This is a genomic window from Pantoea sp. PNT03 (genome assembly GCF_014852515.1).
Classification (GTDB): Bacteria; Pseudomonadota; Gammaproteobacteria; order Enterobacterales; family Enterobacteriaceae; genus Pantoea; species Pantoea leporis.
Genome location: NZ_JACVBT010000001.1, coordinates 1,599,145 through 1,617,821 on the forward strand (window position 1 = coordinate 1,599,145; position 18,677 = coordinate 1,617,821).

Annotated in this window: 22 protein-coding genes and 2 tRNA genes; 16 read left to right on the forward strand and 8 right to left on the reverse strand. The window is 56.0% G+C overall.

Features of this window, described 5'->3' with window-relative positions:
* Positions 1-182: 182 nt before the first annotated feature.
* From rutA to rutG, 6 genes are read left to right on the forward strand one after another with little or no spacing between them, the layout of a single operon-like run.
* A complete protein-coding gene (gene rutA / locus IB226_RS07545) occupies positions 183-1,274 on the forward strand; it encodes a pyrimidine utilization protein A (RefSeq protein WP_049851054.1) in 1,092 nt (363 codons plus the stop codon).
* Positions 1,274-1,984 (forward strand): pyrimidine utilization protein B, encoded by a 711-nt coding sequence (gene rutB, locus IB226_RS07550; RefSeq protein WP_192234352.1) that lies wholly within the window; start codon positions 1,274-1,276, stop codon positions 1,982-1,984. The genes rutA and rutB overlap by 1 nt, the downstream gene beginning before the upstream one ends.
* 42 nt (positions 1,985-2,026) lie before the next feature.
* A complete protein-coding gene (gene rutC / locus IB226_RS07555) occupies positions 2,027-2,422 on the forward strand; it encodes a pyrimidine utilization protein C (protein WP_110865880.1) in 396 nt (131 codons plus the stop codon).
* The gene (gene rutD / locus IB226_RS07560; protein WP_192234354.1) at positions 2,422-3,225 is read left to right on the forward strand and encodes a pyrimidine utilization protein D; all 804 of its coding nucleotides are present in this window, start codon (positions 2,422-2,424) and stop codon (positions 3,223-3,225) included. Before rutC ends, rutD begins: the two co-directional genes overlap by 1 nt.
* 15 nt (positions 3,226-3,240) lie before the next feature.
* Positions 3,241-3,762, forward strand: coding sequence for an NADH-dependent FMN reductase RutF (gene rutF / locus IB226_RS07565; protein WP_110865878.1), 522 nt, complete (start codon positions 3,241-3,243; stop codon positions 3,760-3,762).
* Positions 3,763-3,807: 45 nt separating this feature from the next.
* A complete protein-coding gene (gene rutG / locus IB226_RS07570; protein WP_192234356.1) occupies positions 3,808-5,133 on the forward strand; it encodes a pyrimidine utilization transport protein G in 1,326 nt (441 codons plus the stop codon).
* Here rutG and IB226_RS07575 read toward each other — a convergent pair.
* Positions 5,130-6,044, reverse strand: a complete 915-nt coding sequence (locus IB226_RS07575; RefSeq protein WP_192234358.1) for a DMT family transporter — start codon at positions 6,042-6,044, stop codon at positions 5,130-5,132. The genes rutG and IB226_RS07575 overlap by 4 nt on opposite strands.
* Before the next feature lie 109 nt (positions 6,045-6,153).
* Positions 6,154-6,318, reverse strand: coding sequence for a general stress protein (locus IB226_RS07580; RefSeq protein ID WP_061717065.1), 165 nt, complete (start codon positions 6,316-6,318; stop codon positions 6,154-6,156).
* Positions 6,319-6,615: 297 nt separating this feature from the next.
* Here IB226_RS07580 and wrbA point away from each other — a divergent pair, with 297 nt between their 5' ends.
* The 3 genes from wrbA to IB226_RS07595 are packed head-to-tail and all read left to right on the forward strand — an operon-like array spanning position 6,616 to position 8,897.
* A complete protein-coding gene (gene wrbA, locus IB226_RS07585) occupies positions 6,616-7,215 on the forward strand; it encodes an NAD(P)H:quinone oxidoreductase (protein ID WP_192234360.1) in 600 nt (199 codons plus the stop codon).
* Positions 7,216-7,236: 21 nt separating this feature from the next.
* Complete coding sequence (locus IB226_RS07590; protein WP_007887329.1) at positions 7,237-7,467, forward strand: YccJ family protein; 231 nt, start codon at positions 7,237-7,239, stop codon at positions 7,465-7,467.
* A 56-nt stretch (positions 7,468-7,523) separates the two neighbouring features.
* On the forward strand, positions 7,524-8,897 hold the full coding sequence (locus tag IB226_RS07595; protein WP_192234362.1) for an NAD-dependent succinate-semialdehyde dehydrogenase: 1,374 nt from the start codon (positions 7,524-7,526) through the stop codon (positions 8,895-8,897).
* Positions 8,898-8,945: 48 nt separating this feature from the next.
* Here IB226_RS07595 and agp read toward each other — a convergent pair whose 3' ends face one another.
* The 3 genes from agp to IB226_RS07610 all read right to left on the reverse strand — a co-directional run bounded on the left by agp (position 8,946) and on the right by IB226_RS07610 (position 11,034).
* Positions 8,946-10,565, reverse strand: coding sequence for a bifunctional glucose-1-phosphatase/inositol phosphatase (gene agp / locus IB226_RS07600; RefSeq protein WP_192234364.1), 1,620 nt, complete (start codon positions 10,563-10,565; stop codon positions 8,946-8,948).
* Between the two features lie 257 nt (positions 10,566-10,822).
* Positions 10,823-10,910: transfer RNA gene (locus IB226_RS07605), tRNA-Ser, on the reverse strand.
* Between the two features lie 36 nt (positions 10,911-10,946).
* A tRNA-Ser gene (locus IB226_RS07610) sits at positions 10,947-11,034 on the reverse strand.
* A 222-nt stretch (positions 11,035-11,256) separates the two neighbouring features.
* On the opposite strand from IB226_RS07610, the gene yccA reads away from it, so the two are divergent.
* Positions 11,257-11,910 carry an FtsH protease modulator YccA gene (yccA, locus tag IB226_RS07615; RefSeq protein WP_192234537.1) on the forward strand — a complete coding sequence of 218 codons (654 nt, stop codon included), beginning with the start codon at positions 11,257-11,259 and terminating at the stop codon, positions 11,908-11,910.
* Positions 11,911-12,008: 98 nt separating this feature from the next.
* Positions 12,009-12,335: a sulfurtransferase TusE gene (tusE, locus tag IB226_RS07620; protein ID WP_101761038.1), complete on the forward strand. Its 327-nt coding sequence runs from the start codon at positions 12,009-12,011 to the stop codon at positions 12,333-12,335.
* Here the strand turns inward: tusE and yccX are convergent, their stop codons facing one another.
* Positions 12,336-12,614: an acylphosphatase gene (yccX, locus tag IB226_RS07625; protein ID WP_101760913.1), complete on the reverse strand. Its 279-nt coding sequence runs from the start codon at positions 12,612-12,614 to the stop codon at positions 12,336-12,338.
* 85 nt (positions 12,615-12,699) lie between these two features.
* On the opposite strand from yccX, the gene rlmI reads away from it, so the two are divergent.
* Positions 12,700-13,890 carry a 23S rRNA (cytosine(1962)-C(5))-methyltransferase RlmI gene (gene rlmI / locus IB226_RS07630; RefSeq protein ID WP_101760914.1) on the forward strand — a complete coding sequence of 397 codons (1,191 nt, stop codon included), beginning with the start codon at positions 12,700-12,702 and terminating at the stop codon, positions 13,888-13,890.
* A gap of 59 nt (positions 13,891-13,949) precedes the next feature.
* Entirely contained in the window at positions 13,950-14,267 is a 318-nt protein-coding gene (hspQ, locus tag IB226_RS07635) for a heat shock protein HspQ (protein ID WP_008101422.1), read from the forward strand.
* A 31-nt stretch (positions 14,268-14,298) separates the two neighbouring features.
* Here hspQ and IB226_RS07640 read toward each other — a convergent pair whose 3' ends face one another.
* The gene (locus tag IB226_RS07640; RefSeq protein ID WP_192234366.1) at positions 14,299-14,712 is read right to left on the reverse strand and encodes a CoA-binding protein; all 414 of its coding nucleotides are present in this window, start codon (positions 14,710-14,712) and stop codon (positions 14,299-14,301) included.
* Between the two features lie 177 nt (positions 14,713-14,889).
* On the opposite strand from IB226_RS07640, the gene IB226_RS07645 reads away from it, so the two are divergent.
* Positions 14,890-15,516 carry a DUF2057 family protein gene (locus IB226_RS07645; protein ID WP_192234368.1) on the forward strand — a complete coding sequence of 209 codons (627 nt, stop codon included), beginning with the start codon at positions 14,890-14,892 and terminating at the stop codon, positions 15,514-15,516.
* Between the two features lie 68 nt (positions 15,517-15,584).
* Positions 15,585-16,046, forward strand: a complete 462-nt coding sequence (locus IB226_RS07650; RefSeq protein WP_101760917.1) for a methylglyoxal synthase — start codon at positions 15,585-15,587, stop codon at positions 16,044-16,046.
* A 3-nt stretch (positions 16,047-16,049) separates the two neighbouring features.
* Here the strand turns inward: IB226_RS07650 and helD are convergent, their stop codons facing one another.
* Positions 16,050-18,104, reverse strand: coding sequence for a DNA helicase IV (helD, locus tag IB226_RS07655; RefSeq protein WP_192234370.1), 2,055 nt, complete (start codon positions 18,102-18,104; stop codon positions 16,050-16,052).
* Between the two features lie 123 nt (positions 18,105-18,227).
* On the opposite strand from helD, the gene IB226_RS07660 reads away from it, so the two are divergent.
* Positions 18,228-18,671 (forward strand): YccF domain-containing protein, encoded by a 444-nt coding sequence (locus IB226_RS07660; protein WP_008101434.1) that lies wholly within the window; start codon positions 18,228-18,230, stop codon positions 18,669-18,671.
* Positions 18,672-18,677: the final 6 nt, after the last annotated feature.

Below are 18,677 nucleotides of genomic sequence, written 5' to 3' on the forward strand. Positions count from 1 at the left end.
GGTCTGAAATGGACCAATTACTCCAGTTTAGAACAGGCGAAACTTTTAACGCATTGTTATTTATCTCTTTTAAAAATGTGGCACAGCCTTTGCAATTTTGTGATGGAGCGCCGCCCGCAGGATGCGTGCAGGAAGCAGCGCAGCGCGTGAAGCAGTCCCCGTCTAATGCAGAGAGGTTTCACATGAAAATTGGCGTCTTTATCCCGATTGGTAATAACGGCTGGCTGATCTCCACCCATGCGCCGCAGTACAAACCGACTTTTGAACTGAACAAAGAGATCGTGCTGAAAGCAGAGCATTATCATTTCGACTTTGCCCTTTCGATGATCAAACTGCGCGGCTTTGGCGGCAAAACCGAGTTTTGGGATCACAACCTCGAATCCTTCACGCTGATGGCGGGACTCGCGGCGGTGACCTCACGCATCGAAATCTACGCCACCGCCGCCACGCTGACCTTGCCGCCCGCGATTGTGGCGCGTATGGCCTCCACCATTGATTCCATCTCGAATGGCCGCTTTGGCGTCAACCTCGTTACCGGCTGGCAGAAACCCGAGTACGAGCAGATGGGCTTGTGGCCGGGCGATGCTTACTTCTCCAGCCGCTACCAATATCTGACCGAATACGTCACCGTGCTGCGCGATTTGTGGGGCACCGGCCAGAGCGACTTCAAGGGCGAGTTCTTTACCATGAACGATTGCCGCGTCAGCCCGCAGCCGCAGAAACCGATGAAAGTGATTTGCGCCGGTCAGAGCGATGCGGGCATGGCGTTCTCGGCGCAGCACGCCGATTACAACTTCTGCTTTGGCAAAGGCGTCAACACGCCAACTGCCTTCGCGCCAACTGCCGCGCGTATGAAGCAAGCTGCCGATAAAGCGGGGCGCGACGTCGGTTCCTATGTGCTGTTTATGATCATTGCCGCCGAAAGCGACGAAGCCGCACGCGCCAAATGGGAACACTACAAAGCCGGTGCCGATGAAGAGGCGCTCGCCTGGCTCACCACGCAAAGTCAGCAGGACACCAAATCTGGCAGCGACACCAACGTGCGCCAGATGGCCGATCCGACCTCCGCCGTCAACATCAACATGGGCACATTAGTGGGTTCTTACGCCAATGTGGCACGAATGTTGGATGAGGTTGCTTTAGTCGATGGCACGCAAGGCGTGTTGCTCACCTTCGATGACTTCCTGCAAGGCATCGAAGATTTCGGTGAACGTATCCAACCCTTAATGCAGTGTCGCCACGATTTAATCGCATCCCAGCAGGAGGTTGCCTGATGAGTACCGTTGTTTGCGCCCATACCTCAAGTTTACCGAACGTCACCTTGCCGGCGCGCCCGGAAGCCATCGCGCTGCCGCCCGCGCAAAGTGCGCTAATTGTAGTGGATATGCAGAACGCCTACGCCACGCAAGGCGGCTATCTTGATCTGGCGGGCTTTGATGTCTCCGCTACCAAACCGGTGATTGCCAAAATCTATCAGGCGGTCACCGCAGCGCGGGCCGCCGGGATGCAGATCATCTGGTTCCAGAACGGTTGGGACGACCAATACGTTGAAGCCGGTGATGCCGGATCCCCCAACTTCCACAAATCTAATGCGCTGAAAACCATGCGCAAGCGCCCGGAGTTACAGGGCACGCTGCTGTCGAAAGGCGGTTGGGATTATGCGCTGGTCGATGAACTGGTGCCGCAGGCCGGCGATATCGTATTGCCGAAACCGCGCTACAGCGGCTTCTTCAATACCTCGCTCGACAGCATGCTGCGCAGCCGTGGCATCCGCCATCTGGTGTTTACCGGCATCGCCACCAACGTCTGCGTGGAATCGACGCTGCGTGACGGCTTCTTCCTGGAATATTTCGGCGTGGTGCTGGAAGACGCGACCTATCAGGCGGGCCCGGCGTTTGCCCAGCAGGCGGCCATTTTCAATATCGAAACGTTTTTTGGCTGGGTCAGCGATACCGACACGTTCTGCGAAACGCTGAAAAGCTAACGCCTCGATTCACCTGCAAACCGATAAGAAGAGGATTTCGCCATGCCTAAAAGTGTGATTATTCCGCCCGGCACCGGTACGCCCATTGCGCCATTCGTGCCCGGCACCTTAGCTGACGGCGTCGTCTACGTCTCCGGCACCTTGCCGTTCGATGCCAACAACAACGTGGTGCACGTCGGTGATGCCGCCGCGCAAACGCGTCACGTGCTGGAGACCATTAAAAAGGTGATCGAAACCGCCGGCGGCACCATGGACGACGTGACCTTCAACTCGATTTTTCTCACCGACTGGAGCAACTACGCAGCGATTAATCAGATCTACGCCGAATACTTCCCCGGTGATAAACCGGCGCGCTTCTGCATTCAGTGCGGCTTAGTGAAACCGGATGCGCTGATCGAAATCGCCACCGTGGCGCATATCGGCAAACAGGAGGCCTGATGCATCTGGAGATCCAGGGTTTAACCGCTGAAGATGCGCCGACGCTGGTGCTCGCTTCCGGTTTAGGCGGCGTAGCCGGTTTCTGGCAACCGCAGCTGGCGGCGCTGACGCCGCATTATCGCGTGGTGACATACGATCAGCGCGGTACCGGCCGCAGTGCCGATACGCTGCCGGACGGCTACAGCATGACGATGATGGCGGCGGAACTGGCAGAAACGCTGGAACAGCACGGCATTCAACATTACGACATTATCGGCCATGCGCTGGGCGGCTTAATCGGCCTGCAGCTGGCGCTGGACTTCCCGCAGCGCGTGGGCCGCGTGGTGGTGATCAACGGCTGGCTTTCGCTGGATGCGCACACGCAGCGCTGCTTCCAGGTGCGTCAGGATCTGCTGATGAACGTCGGCGTCGAAGCCTTTGTGCGTGCGCAGCCGCTGTTCCTCTATCCCGCGGAATGGCTGGCGCGCAATCAGGAGCGCATTAACGCTGAAGATGCGCACCATGTCGCCCATTTCCAGGGCATGGAAAACCTGCTGCGTCGCTTGCATGCATTGAAAAGCGCGGATTTCCGCGCACATGTGGGGCGCATCTCCCAGCCAGTGTTGGCGATCTGCAGCCAGGACGATCTGCTGGTGCCGTGGAGCTGCTCACCGCAGCTGGCGCAGGCGCTGCCCAACGGCAGCCTGATTGAGATGGCCTGGGGCGGACACGCGATGAGCGTCACCGATGCCGACAACTTTAATGCGCTGCTGCTGCGCTGGCTGGCCGATACGGCTGCGCCTGCCCAGCGAGCGGCCAGCTAATCACAGGAGCCGCCAATGAGCGTGCATGAACTGCCAATTTTACCCGGTGTAGAACGCGATGCGTTTCGTAACGCGATGGCGTGCTTAGGCGCGGCGGTGAATATCATCACCACCGACGGTCCCGCTGGACGCGCCGGATTTACCGCCTCGGCGGTGTGCAGCGTTACTGATACGCCGCCTACGCTGCTGGTTTGTCTTAATCGCTCAGCGTCGGTGTGGCCGATTTTTCGCGACAACGGTTATCTCTGCGTTAACACCCTGGCCGCCGGGCATGAAGATCTCTCGACGCTATTTGGCGGCAAAACGCCGATGGCAGAACGCTTTGCCGCCGCTGACTGGCACACGCTGGCCAGCGGTTCACCGCTGTTAGACGGCGCGCTGGTGTCGTTTGACTGCAAAGTGGCACAAGTGGTCAGCGTGGGCACGCACGACATTCTGTTTTGCGAAGTGCAGGCGCTGGTACGCAATGATGAAACGCACGGTCTGGCATGGTTTGACCGTGGCTATCATCACCTTTTACGGCAGGACGCCCGCTAACGCCGCCTTGTGCGGCCCGCTTTCACTGACACCCTGGAGATGACGATGGCGAGTTCCTGGTTCCCCCGCTGGCAGAAAAAGTCAGCCATGACCGATGATGGGCTGATTGCGCCGGACGAAACGCTGCCGTTTGCGCAGACGGTCGTGCTAGGCCTGCAGCATGCTGTGGCAATGTTTGGCGCAACGGTGCTGATGCCGTTGCTGATGGGACTGGACCCTAATCTGGCGATTATGGTTTCGGGCATCGGTACGCTGCTGTTCTTCCTGGTCACCGGCGGGCGCGTACCCAGTTATCTCGGATCCAGCGCGGCGTTTGTCGGCGTGATCATCGCGGTAACCGGCTTTAACGGTCAGGGACTCAACCCCAACCTGGCGCTGGCGCTGGGCGGCGTGATTGCCTGCGGCGCGCTCTATACGCTGATTGGCCTGATCGTGATGAAGGTCGGCACCGGCTGGATCGAGCGTCTGATGCCGCCGGTGGTCACGGGCGCGGTGGTGATGGCGATTGGTCTGAACCTGGCGCCAATTGCGGTGCACGGTGTATCCGGCTCGATGTTTGACAGCTGGATGGCGGTGATGACGGTGCTGTGCATTGGTCTGGTGGCGGTATTCACGCGCGGGATGATCCAGCGCCTGCTGATTCTGGTCGGCCTGATTGTCGCGTGGGCCATCTATGCACTGCTAACCAACGTGATGGGCTTCGGCAAACCCGTGGATTTCAGCGGCCTTGCCAACGCACCGTGGTTTGGCCTGCCGCACACCACCGCACCCATCTTTGATATGCAGGCCATCGTGATGATCGCGCCTGTGGCGATCATTCTGGTAGCGGAAAACCTCGGGCACATTAAAGCCGTGGCGGGCATGACCGGGCGCAATCTCGATCCCTGGATGGGCCGCGCCTTTGTCGGTGACGGTCTGGCAACCATGCTGTCGGGCTCAATCGGCGGCAGCGGTGTCACCACCTACGCGGAAAATATCGGTGTGATGGCGGTGACCAAAGTCTATTCAACTCTGGCCTTTGTGGCCGCCGCGGCGATCGCTTTGGTGCTTGGCTTCTCACCGAAATTTGGCGCGCTGATCCACACCATTCCCGGTCCGGTGATTGGTGGCGCCTCGATTGTGGTGTTTGGTTTGATCGCGGTGGCGGGCGCACGCATTTGGGTGCAGAACCATGTGGATTTCAATCAGAATGGCAATTTGATCATGGTGGCGACCACGCTGGTGCTGGGCGCCGGTGATTTTGCCCTGAAGATTGGCAGCTTCACTCTTGGCGGCATCGGCACCGCCACCTTTGGTGCCATCATCCTGAACGCGATTTTACAACGTCGCGGCGCCGCGCTGGCGAACCAGGCGGCACGGCAACACCCTTAAGGCTCGAGCGGTGCCTGATCGGGCACCGCTTTCTTGCGGCGTATACGCAGTTCGCTGACGATCACCCCACAAACAATCAATGCCGCGCCCAGTAGCGCAGCAGCAGGTAGACGCTCGCCCGCCAAACGCCCTACCACGCCCGCCCACACCGGTTCACCGGCGTAAATCACCGTGGCACGCGTCGGTGAAACGCTGCGTTGCGCCCAGTTCATCGTCACCTGAATCAAGGCGCTGGCCGCACCCAGACCCAACGCGCTCAGCAGCAACGGCGTTGACATGGCAGGAACCGATTCGCCATTCGGGATCATCAGAACAAAGGCGCAGGCCGATGCCACCATCAGCTGAATCAGCGTGACGCGGCGCACATCGACCTGTCCGGCATAACGGCTGATCAGGATGATCTCCGCCGCGATTGCCAGCGTGCTCACTAAGGTGGCGATTTCACCGGCATTCAGCGTCAAACTGCCATCCTGCGGACCCGCCACCAGCACTAAACCGGTAAACGCCAGCAAAATGCCCAGCCACGCCATCAATCCCGGCGGACGGCGCAGGAATAACCATTGCAGCAGCGGCACCACCGGCACGTAGAGCGCGGTGATAAACGCCGACTGACTGCTGGAAATGGTTTGCATGCCCCAGGTTTGCAGACCGTAGCCGCCGGCAATCGACAGGCCAATCAGCGCGCCGGCTTTGATTTCCAGCCAGGTCACTTGCTTAAGATAACGACGGAAGAAAAAGGCCAGCAGCAGCGATGCCGTAGCAAAACGTAATCCCACAAAGAAGAACGGACCGGAATGGGCCATCGCCCGGTGTACCACCAAAAAAGTGCCCCCCCAAACCATGGTAATAAATATGAGCACCAACTCCTGACGCGAAATACGCAGGCTGAGACGAGAAGAAGAAGCGGACATAACGCACCAGAATAATCAGTTGGCGGTCAGTTTGCTCAGAGAGCGGGAAAATTGCAATGCCTGTCACCGCCGGGCGAACCCGGCGGCCGGGGATTAACGGTCAGTCGCGCTATTTCTTGCCGCGGCTGCGTCCCCCTTTTTCACCGGCTACAGACGCGCGTTGTGGGTCGTTTCTAAAATTACCCCCGCTGTTTTTGCCGCCTTTGCGACCCGCTTCTGCGGCCCTTTCACGGTCCTCTGCGAAATTGCCTGATCCTCCACGATGTTCGGCCATCATTTCCTCCACGGATTGAGCATCCAGATTAGGGGCTTATCACGATGCTGCCGTGAAAAGCCTGGCGGCGGATATTCCGCACACCTGATTAAATAATAGACACCGTAGCGGTGAGATCGGCCTGATATTCACAATTTGAAACAGATAATTCACTCATTTCACTGCGAAAAAGCAAATTTACCGCCGCGTTACAAGCAGTTAGCCGACACTTATTGGCACCTGCTTAACCTCTGTACAGCAGCCTGCGCAGGCTCTTCTATACTTTTGATTACTCACCACCCTCGCAGGATGAAAACCATGGCAAAGATTTTGGTGCTCTATTATTCGATGTACGGACATATTGAAACCATGGCGCAAGCCGTGGCCGAAGGTGCAAAGAGCGTGAGCGGCGCGGAAGTTACGATATTGCGCGTGCCGGAAAGCATGGATGCCGAGCGTTTCGCCCAGGTTGGCGGCAAAGTGGACCAAGCCGCGCCTGAAGCGAAACCGGAAGATTTGCCGCAGTATGATGCCATCATCGTTGGCACGCCCACGCGCTTCGGCAACATGGCGGGGCAGATGCGTAACTTCTGGGATCGCACCGGCGGCCTGTGGGCTTCGGGCGCGCTGTACGGCAAAATCGCCAGCGTCTTTGCTTCCACCGGTACCGGCGGCGGCCAGGAGCAAACCATCACTTCCGTCTGGACCACCCTCGCCCATCACGGCATGGTGATTGTTCCCATCGGTTATGGCACTAAAGAACTCTTCGACATCTCCCACGTACGCGGCGGGACGCCCTACGGCGCCACCACGCTGGCGGGCGGAGATGGATCACGTCAACCTTCGGCGGAAGAACTGGATATTGCCCGTTTTCAGGGCCAACACGTCGCCGGACTGGCGGTAAAGCTACAGGGATAAAATCCACAACAGGAGACCTTCATGACAACAGAACAGTCGAAAGAGCATCACGTAGGCGAATGGGCATCACTGCGCCACACTTCACGCGAAATCGCTGAAGCCATTTTTGAGGTAGCCAACTACGACGAACGTTTAGCCGAGCAGATCTGGAGCCAGCAAGGCAGCGATGAAGTGCTGATTCGCGCCTTCAAAAAGACCGACCAGGATGTTCTGACCTGGGACGATAAAACGGTCGAGCGCAAAAACGTTTGAATTGCAGGCGGGCATTGTCCCGCCTTTGTTACCTTTACATCACCAAGGAGCCTTGTATGTCAGCCTATCAAAGTATCAATCCAGCCAATGACCAACTGCTAAAAGCGTGGAACGAGCACGATGATGCCTATGCACAACAGGCGCTGGAAACCGCAGATGCGCTTTATCATTCCGCGTGGAGTAAAGGCGATATTCAACCGCGTCTGCAGGTGCTGCACCGTTTAGCCGATTTGATTGACCAACGAGCCGAAGAGCTGGCGACCATCGCCAGTAAAGAGATGGGCAAACTGATTGGCCAGAGCCGTGGTGAAGTGAAAATCTGTTCGCAGATCGCGCGCTACTACGCTGAACATGCTGCGACATTTTTACAGCCGCAACCCTACGCCAGCGATGTGGGCGATGCCTGGCTTGAGTACCATCCGATTGGCGTGATCGTCGCGGTCGAGCCGTGGAACTTCCCTTACTATCAGCTGATGCGCGTGCTGGCGCCAAACCTGGCGCTCGGCAATCCGGTGCTGGCGAAACACGCCAATATCGTGCCGCACTGCGCCGATGTGTTTGAAAAGCTGGTAGAAGAAGCCGGTGCGCCAAAAGGCGCATGGACCAACCTGTTTATCTCCACCGATCAAGTCGCGGATTTGATTGCCGATCCGCGCGTGCAAGGCGTGGCGCTGACGGGTTCCGAACGAGCCGGTAGCGCCGTGGCGGAACAGGCCGGTAAACACTTGAAGAAATCGACGCTGGAGCTGGGCGGTAACGATGTTTTTGTGGTGCTGGACGATGCCGATATCGATGAAGCGGTACGTCAGGGTGCGCAAGCTCGCCTCAGTAACTGCGGCCAGGTCTGTACCGCCGCCAAGCGCTTTATTCTGCATGAGAAAATTGCCGATACGTTTATGGCCAAATTTAGCGCGGCTCTGCAATCGGCCACGCCGGGCGATCCGCTTGATGAGAAAACCACGCTTGGCCCGCTCTCTTCAAAAGATGCGCGCGATCGTTTAGTGAAGCAGGTTGAGGAAGCGGTGCAAAACGGCGCGCGCGTGGAGTTTGGTGGACGCGCCATTGATGGCGTCGGCTGCTATTACCAGCCAACGGTGCTCACTGGTCTGACGCCAGACAATCCTGCTTACTATCAGGAGTTCTTTGGCCCGGTAGCACAGGTGTATGTGGTGGCGGACGATCGTGCCGCTGTGGCACTGGCGAATGATTCAAATTACGGCCTGGGCGGTTCAGTCTGGACCAAAGACATTGCGCGCGGCCGTAAGATGGCATCGCAGATTGAAACCGGCATGGTGTTTATCAATTCGCAGAGCGATACCTCCGCAGAGCTGCCGTTTGGTGGCGTGAAACGTTCCGGATACGGACGTGAGTTATCGGATCTGGGGATTAAAGAGTTCGCCAACCAAAAATTAGTGGTCATCGCCGGTTAACAGGCACAAAAAACCCCGCCGCGGCGGGGTTTTCTTTGAGCAGCAAACTCAGTTACTGGTCGCTGCTTTGGCCGGTTCTTCTGATTTGGCCGGCGTTGCATCGGCTTGCGCTTTCTGTGCTGCTGCCGCATCAGCCTTGGCTTTGTCATCCGCTGCTTTCTGGGCAGTGGCTTTCTCCGCTTTGGCTTTTTCGTCTGCCGCTTTCTGCGCGGCCGCTTTATCCGCCTTCACTTTCTCTTCAGCCGCTTTCGCGTCTGCAGCCTTCTGTGCTGCGGCTTTATCCGCTGCTGCTTTGTCTGCGGCTGCTTTGTCTGCGGCTGCTTTATCCGCAGCAGTCTGATCGGCTTTCTGCTTAGCGTCATCTGCGGCTGGTGCTGCGGCCGCAGGTGCTGGCTGTTCTGCCGCAGCAGGCTGCAGTGGCGTACCTTGCAGAGCGCCATTCAATGCGCCGATGAATTGATCCCAACTGCAGTAGCCGTTGGCATCCGTTTCACAGCCCGCCAGTTGCAGCGTGACGCGCTTCGGTGGATTTTTCAGGCTCAGCACATCGGCATCGCGCAGCTGATCGGCCGTTTGATAGACATACTCAACTTTTAGCAGATCTTTGTTGTTCTTCACATCGTGCCAGCGTTCGAATACTACCTGGCCGCCAATCGGCGTTTTCTCATCGTTGCCCGGCAGTTCATAAGGCTTAACCTGCAGTGCGCTGAGTAAGGAGGCGATGTTGGAATCATGACCAACCATCAGCGTCACTTTTGGCGCGTTGGCTTTATCCTGATCGACTAACTGGCTGCGGATGTAATCCACCAGCGGTGCGGCCACTTCGCGCGCCACTTCAGGAGAGGCGAACAGCGCATCCTGATAACCGTTTTTGATCGACGCCAGCTCTTTCCACTGTTCAGGCGTTTTGATCTGGCCCCAGGCAACCTGATCGGCCGGGAAACCTTCGTAATATTGCAGCGTAAACGCATCCACCAGCGAGTTGCCGATTTTCAGCGGACCGCTTACGTTCGGCTCTTTACCGTTATCCGCGCTGAAAGTGTTATCGCCGCTGCTCAAATCACACTGCTTTTTGCCGTTACAGGCCGGGGCAGATTTGTAATCGACGATTTTTTCCAGATGCTGGAAGGCAGGCTTCAGTGCCAGCTTTTCATTGGCGGCGGTCATAGCAGCCAGGGCTTTCTTGTTGAATTCATCGCTGCCGTCGGTGACGACCGGATTGAAGATCGGATCCATGGTGCCCATCGCATCCTGATGCGTGACCGCGATATCACAGCCAGGGAAGGCGCCAGTGATAAAGTACTGCGCGGTCGCCACGGTGCGCTGCAGGCTGTTGGCGTAGACAAAGATGTTGCTGCTGTCCGGGCAAGTCCCGTTCTGGACTAAGCCCTGCTGTGCCAGCCACTGACGGGTATAATTCCCCATGTAGACTTCCAGCACGCCACCTTTGGTGGTGAGCTCACCGCCCGCGACATCCCACTGCGGCCAGCTCTTTTTGGTGGATTGTTCCAGTACGCTGCCGTTGTTGGCGAGCGGCGCACGCAGGTTATGACGGCTTAACATCAGCACCTGCTGGAGTTGCATATCTCCATCCGCAGCATAGGCGGACATGCCCATCGGGAGCGCAGCGATGACTGACAACGCGCAAAGACTCAGTTTCTTGATCATTGTGCCTATTCCATAATTCATCAGTGAAACACTCTGGCTTTCAAACGATTAGCTCGCCAAAGAGCGAATTACCGCACAGTGTAACTCAGCTTGCATCGGAAAATCGCCAGATGTTTGCAAAAAACCGTGCATGGAATATAGCAGTTAACGCGCGTGGCGTCGGGGAACGGCAGCAGATGGAAAAGCAACGCGATGTTTTTCGGAATTTGTGAACGCAGAAAAGCAAAAAGCCCGCATTTCTGCGGGCTTCTTTAATATGGCGGAGGAACAGAGATTCGAACTCTGGGATGGTTACCCATCGACGGTTTTCAAGACCGTTGCCTTAAGCCACTCGGCCATCCCTCCGGGGATTTTTTTGTTGCGTCACTCTGCAAGAGTGAATGGCGGAGGAGGAGAGATTCGAACTCTCGGATGGTTTCCCATCGACGGTTTTCAAGACCGTTGCCTTAAGCCACTCGGCCACCCCTCCGCAATGAGGCGCACTATAAACATCCCCCATAACGATGTAAAGCCTGCAATGAATCGTTCGGCTGAAAAACAGCCAAATTCTATTTTTTCGGCGTCAATTTCGCCATTCTGCTCAGCGAAACAGCAATTTATCGCGTAAAGATGGGTAAAACGCCTTTTCTGTCTTTCAGGCGCTGCGTATCCTCGTGCCATATTTGGTGTTTCTCTCTTTAAGGAGCGCATGATGGAAAGAATTTTTAGCTCGTCGCAGCAATCGTTAGTCAGCACCCACAAGGTGCTGCGCAATACTTATCTGTTACTTGGCTTTACGCTGGCCTTCTCGGCCGTCACCGCCACACTCAGCACCGTGTTTGCCTTACCTTCACCGGGCCTGATTCTGATGCTGGTCGGCTTTTATGGCTTGATGTTCCTGACGCATAAACTGGCTAACAGCCCGGCAGGTATTCTGGCGGCCTTCGCTTTCACCGGCTTCCTCGGTTACTGCCTTGGTCCAATCCTGAGCTCGTTCCTCACTGCAGGCATGGGTGATGTGATCGCTATGGCGCTGGGCGGCACCGCGCTGGTGTTCTTCGGTTGCTCGTCCTACGTATTGACCACGCGCCGCGATATGTCATTCCTGAGTGGCATGATGATGGCCGGCTTTGTCGTGCTGCTGGTGGCGGTGGTTGCTAATATCTTCCTGCAACTGCCTGCGCTGCATCTGGCGATTAGCGCCCTGTTCATCCTTTTCTCTGCCGGTGCCATCCTGTGGGAAACCAGCAACATTATTCACGGTGGTGAAACCAACTACATTCGCGCTACCGTAAGCCTGTATGTTTCGCTGTATAACATTTTTGTTAGCCTGTTGAGCCTGCTGGGCTTCGCTAACCGCGATTAAGCTGCCGCAAGAGTTATCAAACCCCGCTTCGGCGGGGTTTTTGCTTTTTATGGCCGGGCGAATTTACAATGTGTCGATTAACGCCATGAGGAATGACTGTGAATTTTGCTGGTAAAGAGATTGCCACCGATGCGGAAGGCTATCTGAAAAATAGCGCGGACTGGAGCGAGCCGCTGGCTGCTGCCATCGCGGAGCAAGAAGCGATCGTGATGAGTGACGCGCACTGGGAAGTAGTGCACTTTGTGCGCAACTTTTACCAGGAATTTAATACGTCGCCGGCGGTGCGCATGCTGGTGAAAGCCATGGCGCAAAAGTATGGCGAGGAGAAAGGCAACAGCCGCTATCTGTTCCGTCTTTTCCCGGAAGGCCCGGCGAAGCAGGCGACCAAAATTGCCGGATTGCCAAAACCGGCGAAATGCTTGTAATCAGCCGGTGGTGAATCGCGTAGGCATTTCCCTGGGCTGATGCGGCTCCACCAGCACTTTATCCACCCGCGCGCTCCGCGGCCCACCCGCTTTGAGCCAACTGATTAATGCATCGACCTGCTGCGCCTCACCGGACGCCAGCACTTCAACGCTGCCGTCCGCCAGATTGTGCGCATAACCGTTAAGATTCAATTCTCTGGCCTGCGCTTGGGTGTGGTAGCGAAACCCCACGCCCTGCACGATGCCGTGCACCCAAATTTTACAGCATGTGGTAGCCATTACGTTCTCTCATCAGCTTGCGTTGCAATTTGCCGCCATCCGCCGGAAAATGGCGCCTCATTTTTTCAGGTAAGCATAGCAAACTATGACCGTTCGATTGATTCTCACAAAGGGACGTGAAAAATCCCTGCTCCGCCGCCATCCGTGGGTGTTCTCTGGTGCCGTTGCACGTATGGAAGGTAAAGCCCAGTCTGGTGAAACCATTGATATCTGTGACAGCAATGGCAAATGGCTGGCTCGCGCCGCGTATTCTCCGCAATCACAAATTCGCGCACGCGTCTGGAGTTGGCAACAGGATGAGTCAATCGACATCACCTTCTTCGTGCGCCGCTTTGAGCAAGCCCAGCTGTGGCGTGACTGGCTGGCGAAACGTGATGGGCTGGACAGCTATCGCCTGATTGCCGGTGAGTCTGATGGCATGCCGGGCGTAACCATCGATCGCTTCGGCAACTTCCTGGTGATGCAGCTGTTGTCTGCGGGTGCCGAGTATCAGCGTCCGGCCATCGTCTCCGCCTTACAGCAGTGTTTCCCGGATTGCGCTATTTACGATCGCTCAGATGTGGCAGTGCGTAAAAAAGAGGGACTGGAGCTGGCGCAAGGGCCGGTTTCGGGTGAACTGCCGCCACCGCTGCTGCCGATTACTGAACACGGTATGAAGCTGCTGGTGGATATTCAGGGCGGTCATAAAACCGGCTATTACCTTGATCAGCGTGACAGCCGTTTTGCCACGCGTGGCTACTCAGATAATGCACGCGTGCTGAACTGCTTCTCTTACACCGGTGGTTTTGCGGTTTCTGCCTTGATGGGCGGCTGTCGTGAAGTGATTAGCGTTGATACTTCGCAAGACGCACTCGACGTGGCGAAACAGAACGTTGAACTCAATGGTCTGGATGTGTCGCGTGCCCAGTTTGTGCGTGACGATGTGTTCAAACTGCTGCGTCGTTATCGCGACAGCGGCGAAAAGTTCGACCTGATCGTCATGGATCCGCCGAAATTCGTAGAGAACAAGAACCAGTTGATGGGCGCGTGTCGCGGCTATAAAGATATCAATATGCTGGCCATTCAGCTGTTGAATCCCGGTGGCGTATTGCTGACCTTCTCCTGTTCTGGCCTGATGCCAACCGATTTGTTCCAGAAAATCATCGCTGATGCCGCCGTTGATGCCGGTCGTGATGTACAATTTATAGAGCAGTTCCGTCAGGCAGCCGACCATCCAGTGATCGCCAGCTATCCTGAAGGGCTTTATCTGAAAGGTTTTGCCTGCCGCGTGCTGTGACTTGAAAACGCTGTCCCTGCCTCCATATTGGTTACAGGGCAGTCTTTTGGGAGGTCACAATGATTACGACTAAATTTGGAATTGGACAGCAGGTCCGACATCGTCTCTCCGGGGTGCTCGGCGTTATCGTGGATGTCGATCCGGAGTTTTCGCTTGATGAGCCAGAAGTTGATGATGTCGCTGCCAGCGAAACGCTGCGCGCCGCGCCCTGGTATCATGTGGTGATGGAAGATGAAGAAGGCGATCAGGTGCATACCTATGTCGCTGAAGTTCAGCTGGCGGGGGAAACCTCCTTCGAACATCCCGAACAACCTTCAATGGATGAGCTGGCCGCGTCAATTCGGCAACAGCTGCAGGCACCCAGCCTGAGGCATTAATCAAACGGCGACTCAGGTCGCCGTTTCTGTTTTAGTGCCTAATCCCCAGCCGAGGAATTTCAATTTTTGGACAGCGATCCATTATCACGGTCATACCCGCGTCTTGCGCCAACACCGCCGCCTGCTCATTAATCACGCCCAGCTGTAACCACAACGTATCCGCACCAATGGCGATCGCTTCCTGCGCTACGCCCCATGCCGCTTCGGCATTGCGAAACACATCTACCATATCCACTTTTCCAGGTACATCCGCCAGCGTGGCATAGGCGGTTTGACCAAGAAGTTGCTGTCCCGCCAATTTAGGACTCACCGGAATCACCTCGTATCCCTGATCAAGCAAATATTTCATCACGCCATAGCTCGGGCGATCGGTGCGGTCGCTGGCGCCCACTAACGCGATACGTTTGGTTTTAGTCAGCACATCGCGAATCGTTTGATCATTCATCTTTTTTCTCCTGGTTCATTCGCTTAAGTGTAGATGGCATTGCGCATCAGGCTGCAACTGTTGGTCACCAGAACTTTGCGCAGCAGCACGAATAAATATGTAAAAATGTAAATTTACTGCCATAATGTAATACTTTGCTACACATAATCGATTTACCCCCTTCTGCCGGGAGTTGAAATGAAGCTGTCTTTAACTGCTACGGGTTTACTGCTGTTGCTCGTATCAGCCTCATGCCAGGCCATCACTCTCAAGCTCGATCCCGAGATCGAACTGCTGGTGCTGGACGGGCGTAAAATTTCTGGTTCGCTGTTGAAAGGCGCAGGCAGCCTTGAGCTGGATCGTGGGCAGCATCAGTTTCTGTTTCGTGTGGAAAAACCGGGCACTGACGCCGCGCACTTTCAATCCGTGCCGATGATTGTCACTTTCAGCGCCAATGCCCATTCGGTGGCAATTCGCTTGCCTGCGCTCACTAATCGTCGTGAACGTACCACCTTCGACAAAACCCTCAACTTTCAACTGATTGATGAACGCGGCATAGAAATCACCAGCCTGCGCGACCATTTGCCGAAGCCAGGTGATAACGATTTCGAAAAGGCGATGGTGAATTATAATCGTGATGCCCACGCCGCTTCGGTTCCGCGTTTTGCCTTACATTCGCTGAGCGCCAGCGAGGCGCAGTTGAATCTGGATTACGCCTGGCAAGACGTTAGCGATCTTCCCTCTTTGCATGGCTGGTTCAAGCGTTTTGATGCCGCCACACGTCTGCGTTTTATTAGCTGGATGAAAACCTTACGCGCAAGTTGATAGTGATGAAACGCCAGGGGTAAACTCCTGCATTAACACATAATGCATGAGAAGAAACAGGAAGCCCTATGGAGCAGACCGTTCGTACCCTTCAGGTTCAGAAACATATCGCCCTCGTTGCACACGATCACTGTAAAGCCTCGCTGCTGGAGTGGGTGCAAACCAACCAAAGCACGCTGCAACAGCATGTGTTGTACGCTACCGGCACCACCGGCAATCTGATTAATCGTCATACCGGATTGGATGTTAACGCCATGCTAAGCGGCCCGATGGGCGGCGATCAGCAAGTGGGTGCGTTGATTTCGGAAGGTAAAATTGATGTGCTGATTTTCTTCTGGGATCCGCTGAATGCGGTGCCGCACGATCCAGATGTCAAAGCGCTGCTGCGCCTCGCCACGGTGTGGAATATCCCGGTGGCCAATAACCGCACCACCGCAGATTTTATTATCCAGTCACCGAAGTTTGCCCAACAGATTGAGATTCAGATTCCAGACTATCAGCGTTATCTCGCCGAACGCCTGAAACCCTAATCATCAGGCCTTACGGCTTTGTGGCACACCTAATTCGCGCAGGTGCTCGACAAATACCGAAGGCCGATCTTTATCGAACATCAGCCACACCTGCTGGCGCGCACGCGTCATCGCCACATACGCCAGCCGTCGCTCCTCCGCATCCGGGAAATCTTCCGGCTGCGGCAGCAAACCCTCTTCCATGATGGATTCCCGCGCTTGTGCCGGGAAACCGTCGCGTCCCTGATGCAGCCCCAATACAATAACAAAATCCGCCTGTTGTCCTTTGCTGGCATGGATCGTCATGAAATCCAGCTTTAACTTTGGCCAGCGCGTTTTAGCTTTATCGAGGATTGCCGGCCGCAAATGGTGGTAACGCGCTAGCAGCAGTACGCGCTCTTCGGGTTTGGCATAACCGCTCAGTTTATCGAACAGCGCTTCCAGTTGATCCTGCGGCAGCAAAGTCACCGATTTTTTATTACCTTTGCTCAAGCTGTTCAGCGGCTTGCGCAGCTGATGCGGGTTCTGTTGTACAAAGCGATTGGCTATCTCACCAATACGATCGTTAAAGCGATAGGTGGTATCCAGCACGCAGCGATCGCCATCGCCGAAATAGTGATGGAACGCGGTGGTCAAACTCATTTCGGCACCGCTAAAGCGATAGATTGCCTGCCAGTCATCGCCCACCGCGTACAGGCTGGTTCGCTTGTTTTGCTGACGCAGCGCCGTCAGCAGTGCGGCTCGCTGCGGTGAGATGTCCTGAAACTCATCGACCAGAATATGCTTCCACGGGCTGATAAAACGCCCTTTCTCCAGAATGGCAATCGCCTGATGAATCAGCCCGGAGAAATCGACCGCGCCCTCCTCTTTCAGCGCGCTTTTCCATGCCTTTAACAGTGGCGCCATCAGTTTGACACGCTTGCTGAAATTATCGCGCTGCGCTTCTGCCACATCCGCGATCATTGCCGCCTGCGCGCCGCCGTGCATGCGCATCAAGCCCAGCCAGCGCTCCATGCGCGATGCGATGCGCTGCGCCAGTTTGTCATCTTGCCAAAAGGGACCTTCGGGAATCTCCCACTCCAGCTCATCCTGCAACCACTGACGCCAGCCGCTGGCCTGCGCTTTTTTGCTGTTGCACTGCTCGCGCCAGGTCTCTATCAGCAACTGTCGCCGCGCCTTGCTGTCGCTTTCCAGCTTGCTAATCACCGGTTGTTTGTTACTGCCTTCGCGGATGATATGCAGCGCCAACGCATGGAAGGTACGCGCCTGAATCGCGCTTTCACCAAGGCGCGTTTGAATACGGTCATTCATCTCTTCTGCCGCCTGACGACCAAACGCCAGCAACAGAATTTGATCCGCTTGCGCCAGCTTGCGTTTCAGTAGCCAACCGGCGCGCGCCACCAGCACCGAGGTTTTGCCACTGCCCGCCCCCGCCAGCACCAGCAGCGCGTCTTCGCCATTCACTACAGCTTCGCATTGCGATGGATTGAGCGGCGTGGTTTCAACCGTGGAAAAGAATTCGTGATAGTCGCTGAGGATCTTGCTGGTCCATTGACGATTGCGTTGGCGGATCGCCGCTTCACCTTGCTCCAGCCATTGCTGGCAGAATTCCCAGCGCTCACGACAGTTGTCAAACTCGGCAATGCGCGCGAGAGGCAACGGCAAGGCAGAAAACTGGCGCGTAATGCTCTCTTTTAACGCGCTCAGCTCACTGCGTTTCAACCAGCGATCCTGTTGGGTGAAGGCGAGAATTTCCTGCTCCAGCGCGACCAGCACCTCCGCGCTCACCTCGCTCATCTCCTTACTCCACTGCTGCCAGGCGTGCTGCAAGTAGTGGAAAAAGCGCTGCGTTTCCTGCCATTCGGTACCATGCAGGCGCACCACTTTCTCATCTGGCAGCAGAAACTCCAGTTCGCCCCACACCATGCCGCGTTTACAGGCAATGTTGAGCAACTGGTTAAACGGGATCAGATATTCATGGCGATCGCCACTGACTTCCACGCCGGCGGCCAGCAAGCGCACCCGATTATAGGGATGCTGTGCCAGACGTTTACCCATTGATGTTGCTTTCAGTTCCATGTCCGCACCGTCATGTGGAATTCGATATCGCGCAGTTTACCTGTCAGACTCTTGGCGCTCCAGCCTTAAAAAGAGCTAAACTTGGCGCCACATATTGCGGATTGCAAAAGGAAAAACACGTTTATGCGTACCGTACTTAACATTCTTAATTTCATTCTCGGCGGCTTTTTCACCACCCTCAGCTGGCTGTTTGCCACGCTGGTGAGCATCGTGCTGATTTTTACGCTGCCGTTGACGCGTTCCTGCTGGGAAATCACCAAACTGTCTCTGCTGCCCTTTGGCAACGAAGCGGTGCATGTCGATGTGCTGCGTCCCGACAGTAAAAGCCATGTGATGAATACCGGCGGCACCTTCCTTAACATTTTCTGGCTGATACTGTTTGGCTGGTGGTTGTGTCTTGCGCATATCTCGGCCGGTATCGTGCAGTGTCTGACCATCATCGGCATTCCTGTTGGCATCGCCAACTTCAAAATTGCCGCGATTGCGCTGTGGCCGGTTGGCCGTCGCGTGGTCTCCGTTGAAGAAGCGCAGGCTGCGCGTGAAGCCAATGCGCGTCGCCGCTACTGAGGCCGT

Excerpts from the sequence above, each read along its gene's own strand:
- IB226_RS07590 (WP_007887329.1), top strand. The coding sequence starts at position 7,237 with ATGACAACAGAACAGTCGAAAGAGCATCACGTAGGCGAATGGGCATCA.
- IB226_RS07645 (WP_192234368.1), top strand. The coding sequence starts at position 14,890 with ATGAAGCTGTCTTTAACTGCTACGGGTTTACTGCTGTTGCTCGTATCA.
- agp (WP_192234364.1), bottom strand. The coding sequence starts at position 10,565 with ATGATCAAGAAACTGAGTCTTTGCGCGTTGTCAGTCATCGCTGCGCTC.
- rutF (WP_110865878.1), top strand. The coding sequence starts at position 3,241 with ATGAGCGTGCATGAACTGCCAATTTTACCCGGTGTAGAACGCGATGCG.
- rlmI (WP_101760914.1), top strand. The coding sequence starts at position 12,700 with ATGACCGTTCGATTGATTCTCACAAAGGGACGTGAAAAATCCCTGCTC.
- IB226_RS07660 (WP_008101434.1), top strand. The coding sequence starts at position 18,228 with ATGCGTACCGTACTTAACATTCTTAATTTCATTCTCGGCGGCTTTTTC.
- rutG (WP_192234356.1), top strand. The coding sequence starts at position 3,808 with ATGGCGAGTTCCTGGTTCCCCCGCTGGCAGAAAAAGTCAGCCATGACC.
- IB226_RS07650 (WP_101760917.1), top strand. The coding sequence starts at position 15,585 with ATGGAGCAGACCGTTCGTACCCTTCAGGTTCAGAAACATATCGCCCTC.
- rutB (WP_192234352.1), top strand. The coding sequence starts at position 1,274 with ATGAGTACCGTTGTTTGCGCCCATACCTCAAGTTTACCGAACGTCACC.
- rutD (WP_192234354.1), top strand. The coding sequence starts at position 2,422 with ATGCATCTGGAGATCCAGGGTTTAACCGCTGAAGATGCGCCGACGCTG.
- wrbA (WP_192234360.1), top strand. The coding sequence starts at position 6,616 with ATGGCAAAGATTTTGGTGCTCTATTATTCGATGTACGGACATATTGAA.
- yccA (WP_192234537.1), top strand. The coding sequence starts at position 11,257 with ATGGAAAGAATTTTTAGCTCGTCGCAGCAATCGTTAGTCAGCACCCAC.
- rutC (WP_110865880.1), top strand. The coding sequence starts at position 2,027 with ATGCCTAAAAGTGTGATTATTCCGCCCGGCACCGGTACGCCCATTGCG.
- yccX (WP_101760913.1), bottom strand. The coding sequence starts at position 12,614 with ATGGCTACCACATGCTGTAAAATTTGGGTGCACGGCATCGTGCAGGGC.
- rutA (WP_049851054.1), top strand. The coding sequence starts at position 183 with ATGAAAATTGGCGTCTTTATCCCGATTGGTAATAACGGCTGGCTGATC.
- hspQ (WP_008101422.1), top strand. The coding sequence starts at position 13,950 with ATGATTACGACTAAATTTGGAATTGGACAGCAGGTCCGACATCGTCTC.
- IB226_RS07595 (WP_192234362.1), top strand. The coding sequence starts at position 7,524 with ATGTCAGCCTATCAAAGTATCAATCCAGCCAATGACCAACTGCTAAAA.
- helD (WP_192234370.1), bottom strand. The coding sequence starts at position 18,104 with ATGGAACTGAAAGCAACATCAATGGGTAAACGTCTGGCACAGCATCCC.
- IB226_RS07580 (WP_061717065.1), bottom strand. The coding sequence starts at position 6,318 with ATGGCCGAACATCGTGGAGGATCAGGCAATTTCGCAGAGGACCGTGAA.
- IB226_RS07575 (WP_192234358.1), bottom strand. The coding sequence starts at position 6,044 with ATGTCCGCTTCTTCTTCTCGTCTCAGCCTGCGTATTTCGCGTCAGGAG.
- IB226_RS07640 (WP_192234366.1), bottom strand. The coding sequence starts at position 14,712 with ATGAATGATCAAACGATTCGCGATGTGCTGACTAAAACCAAACGTATC.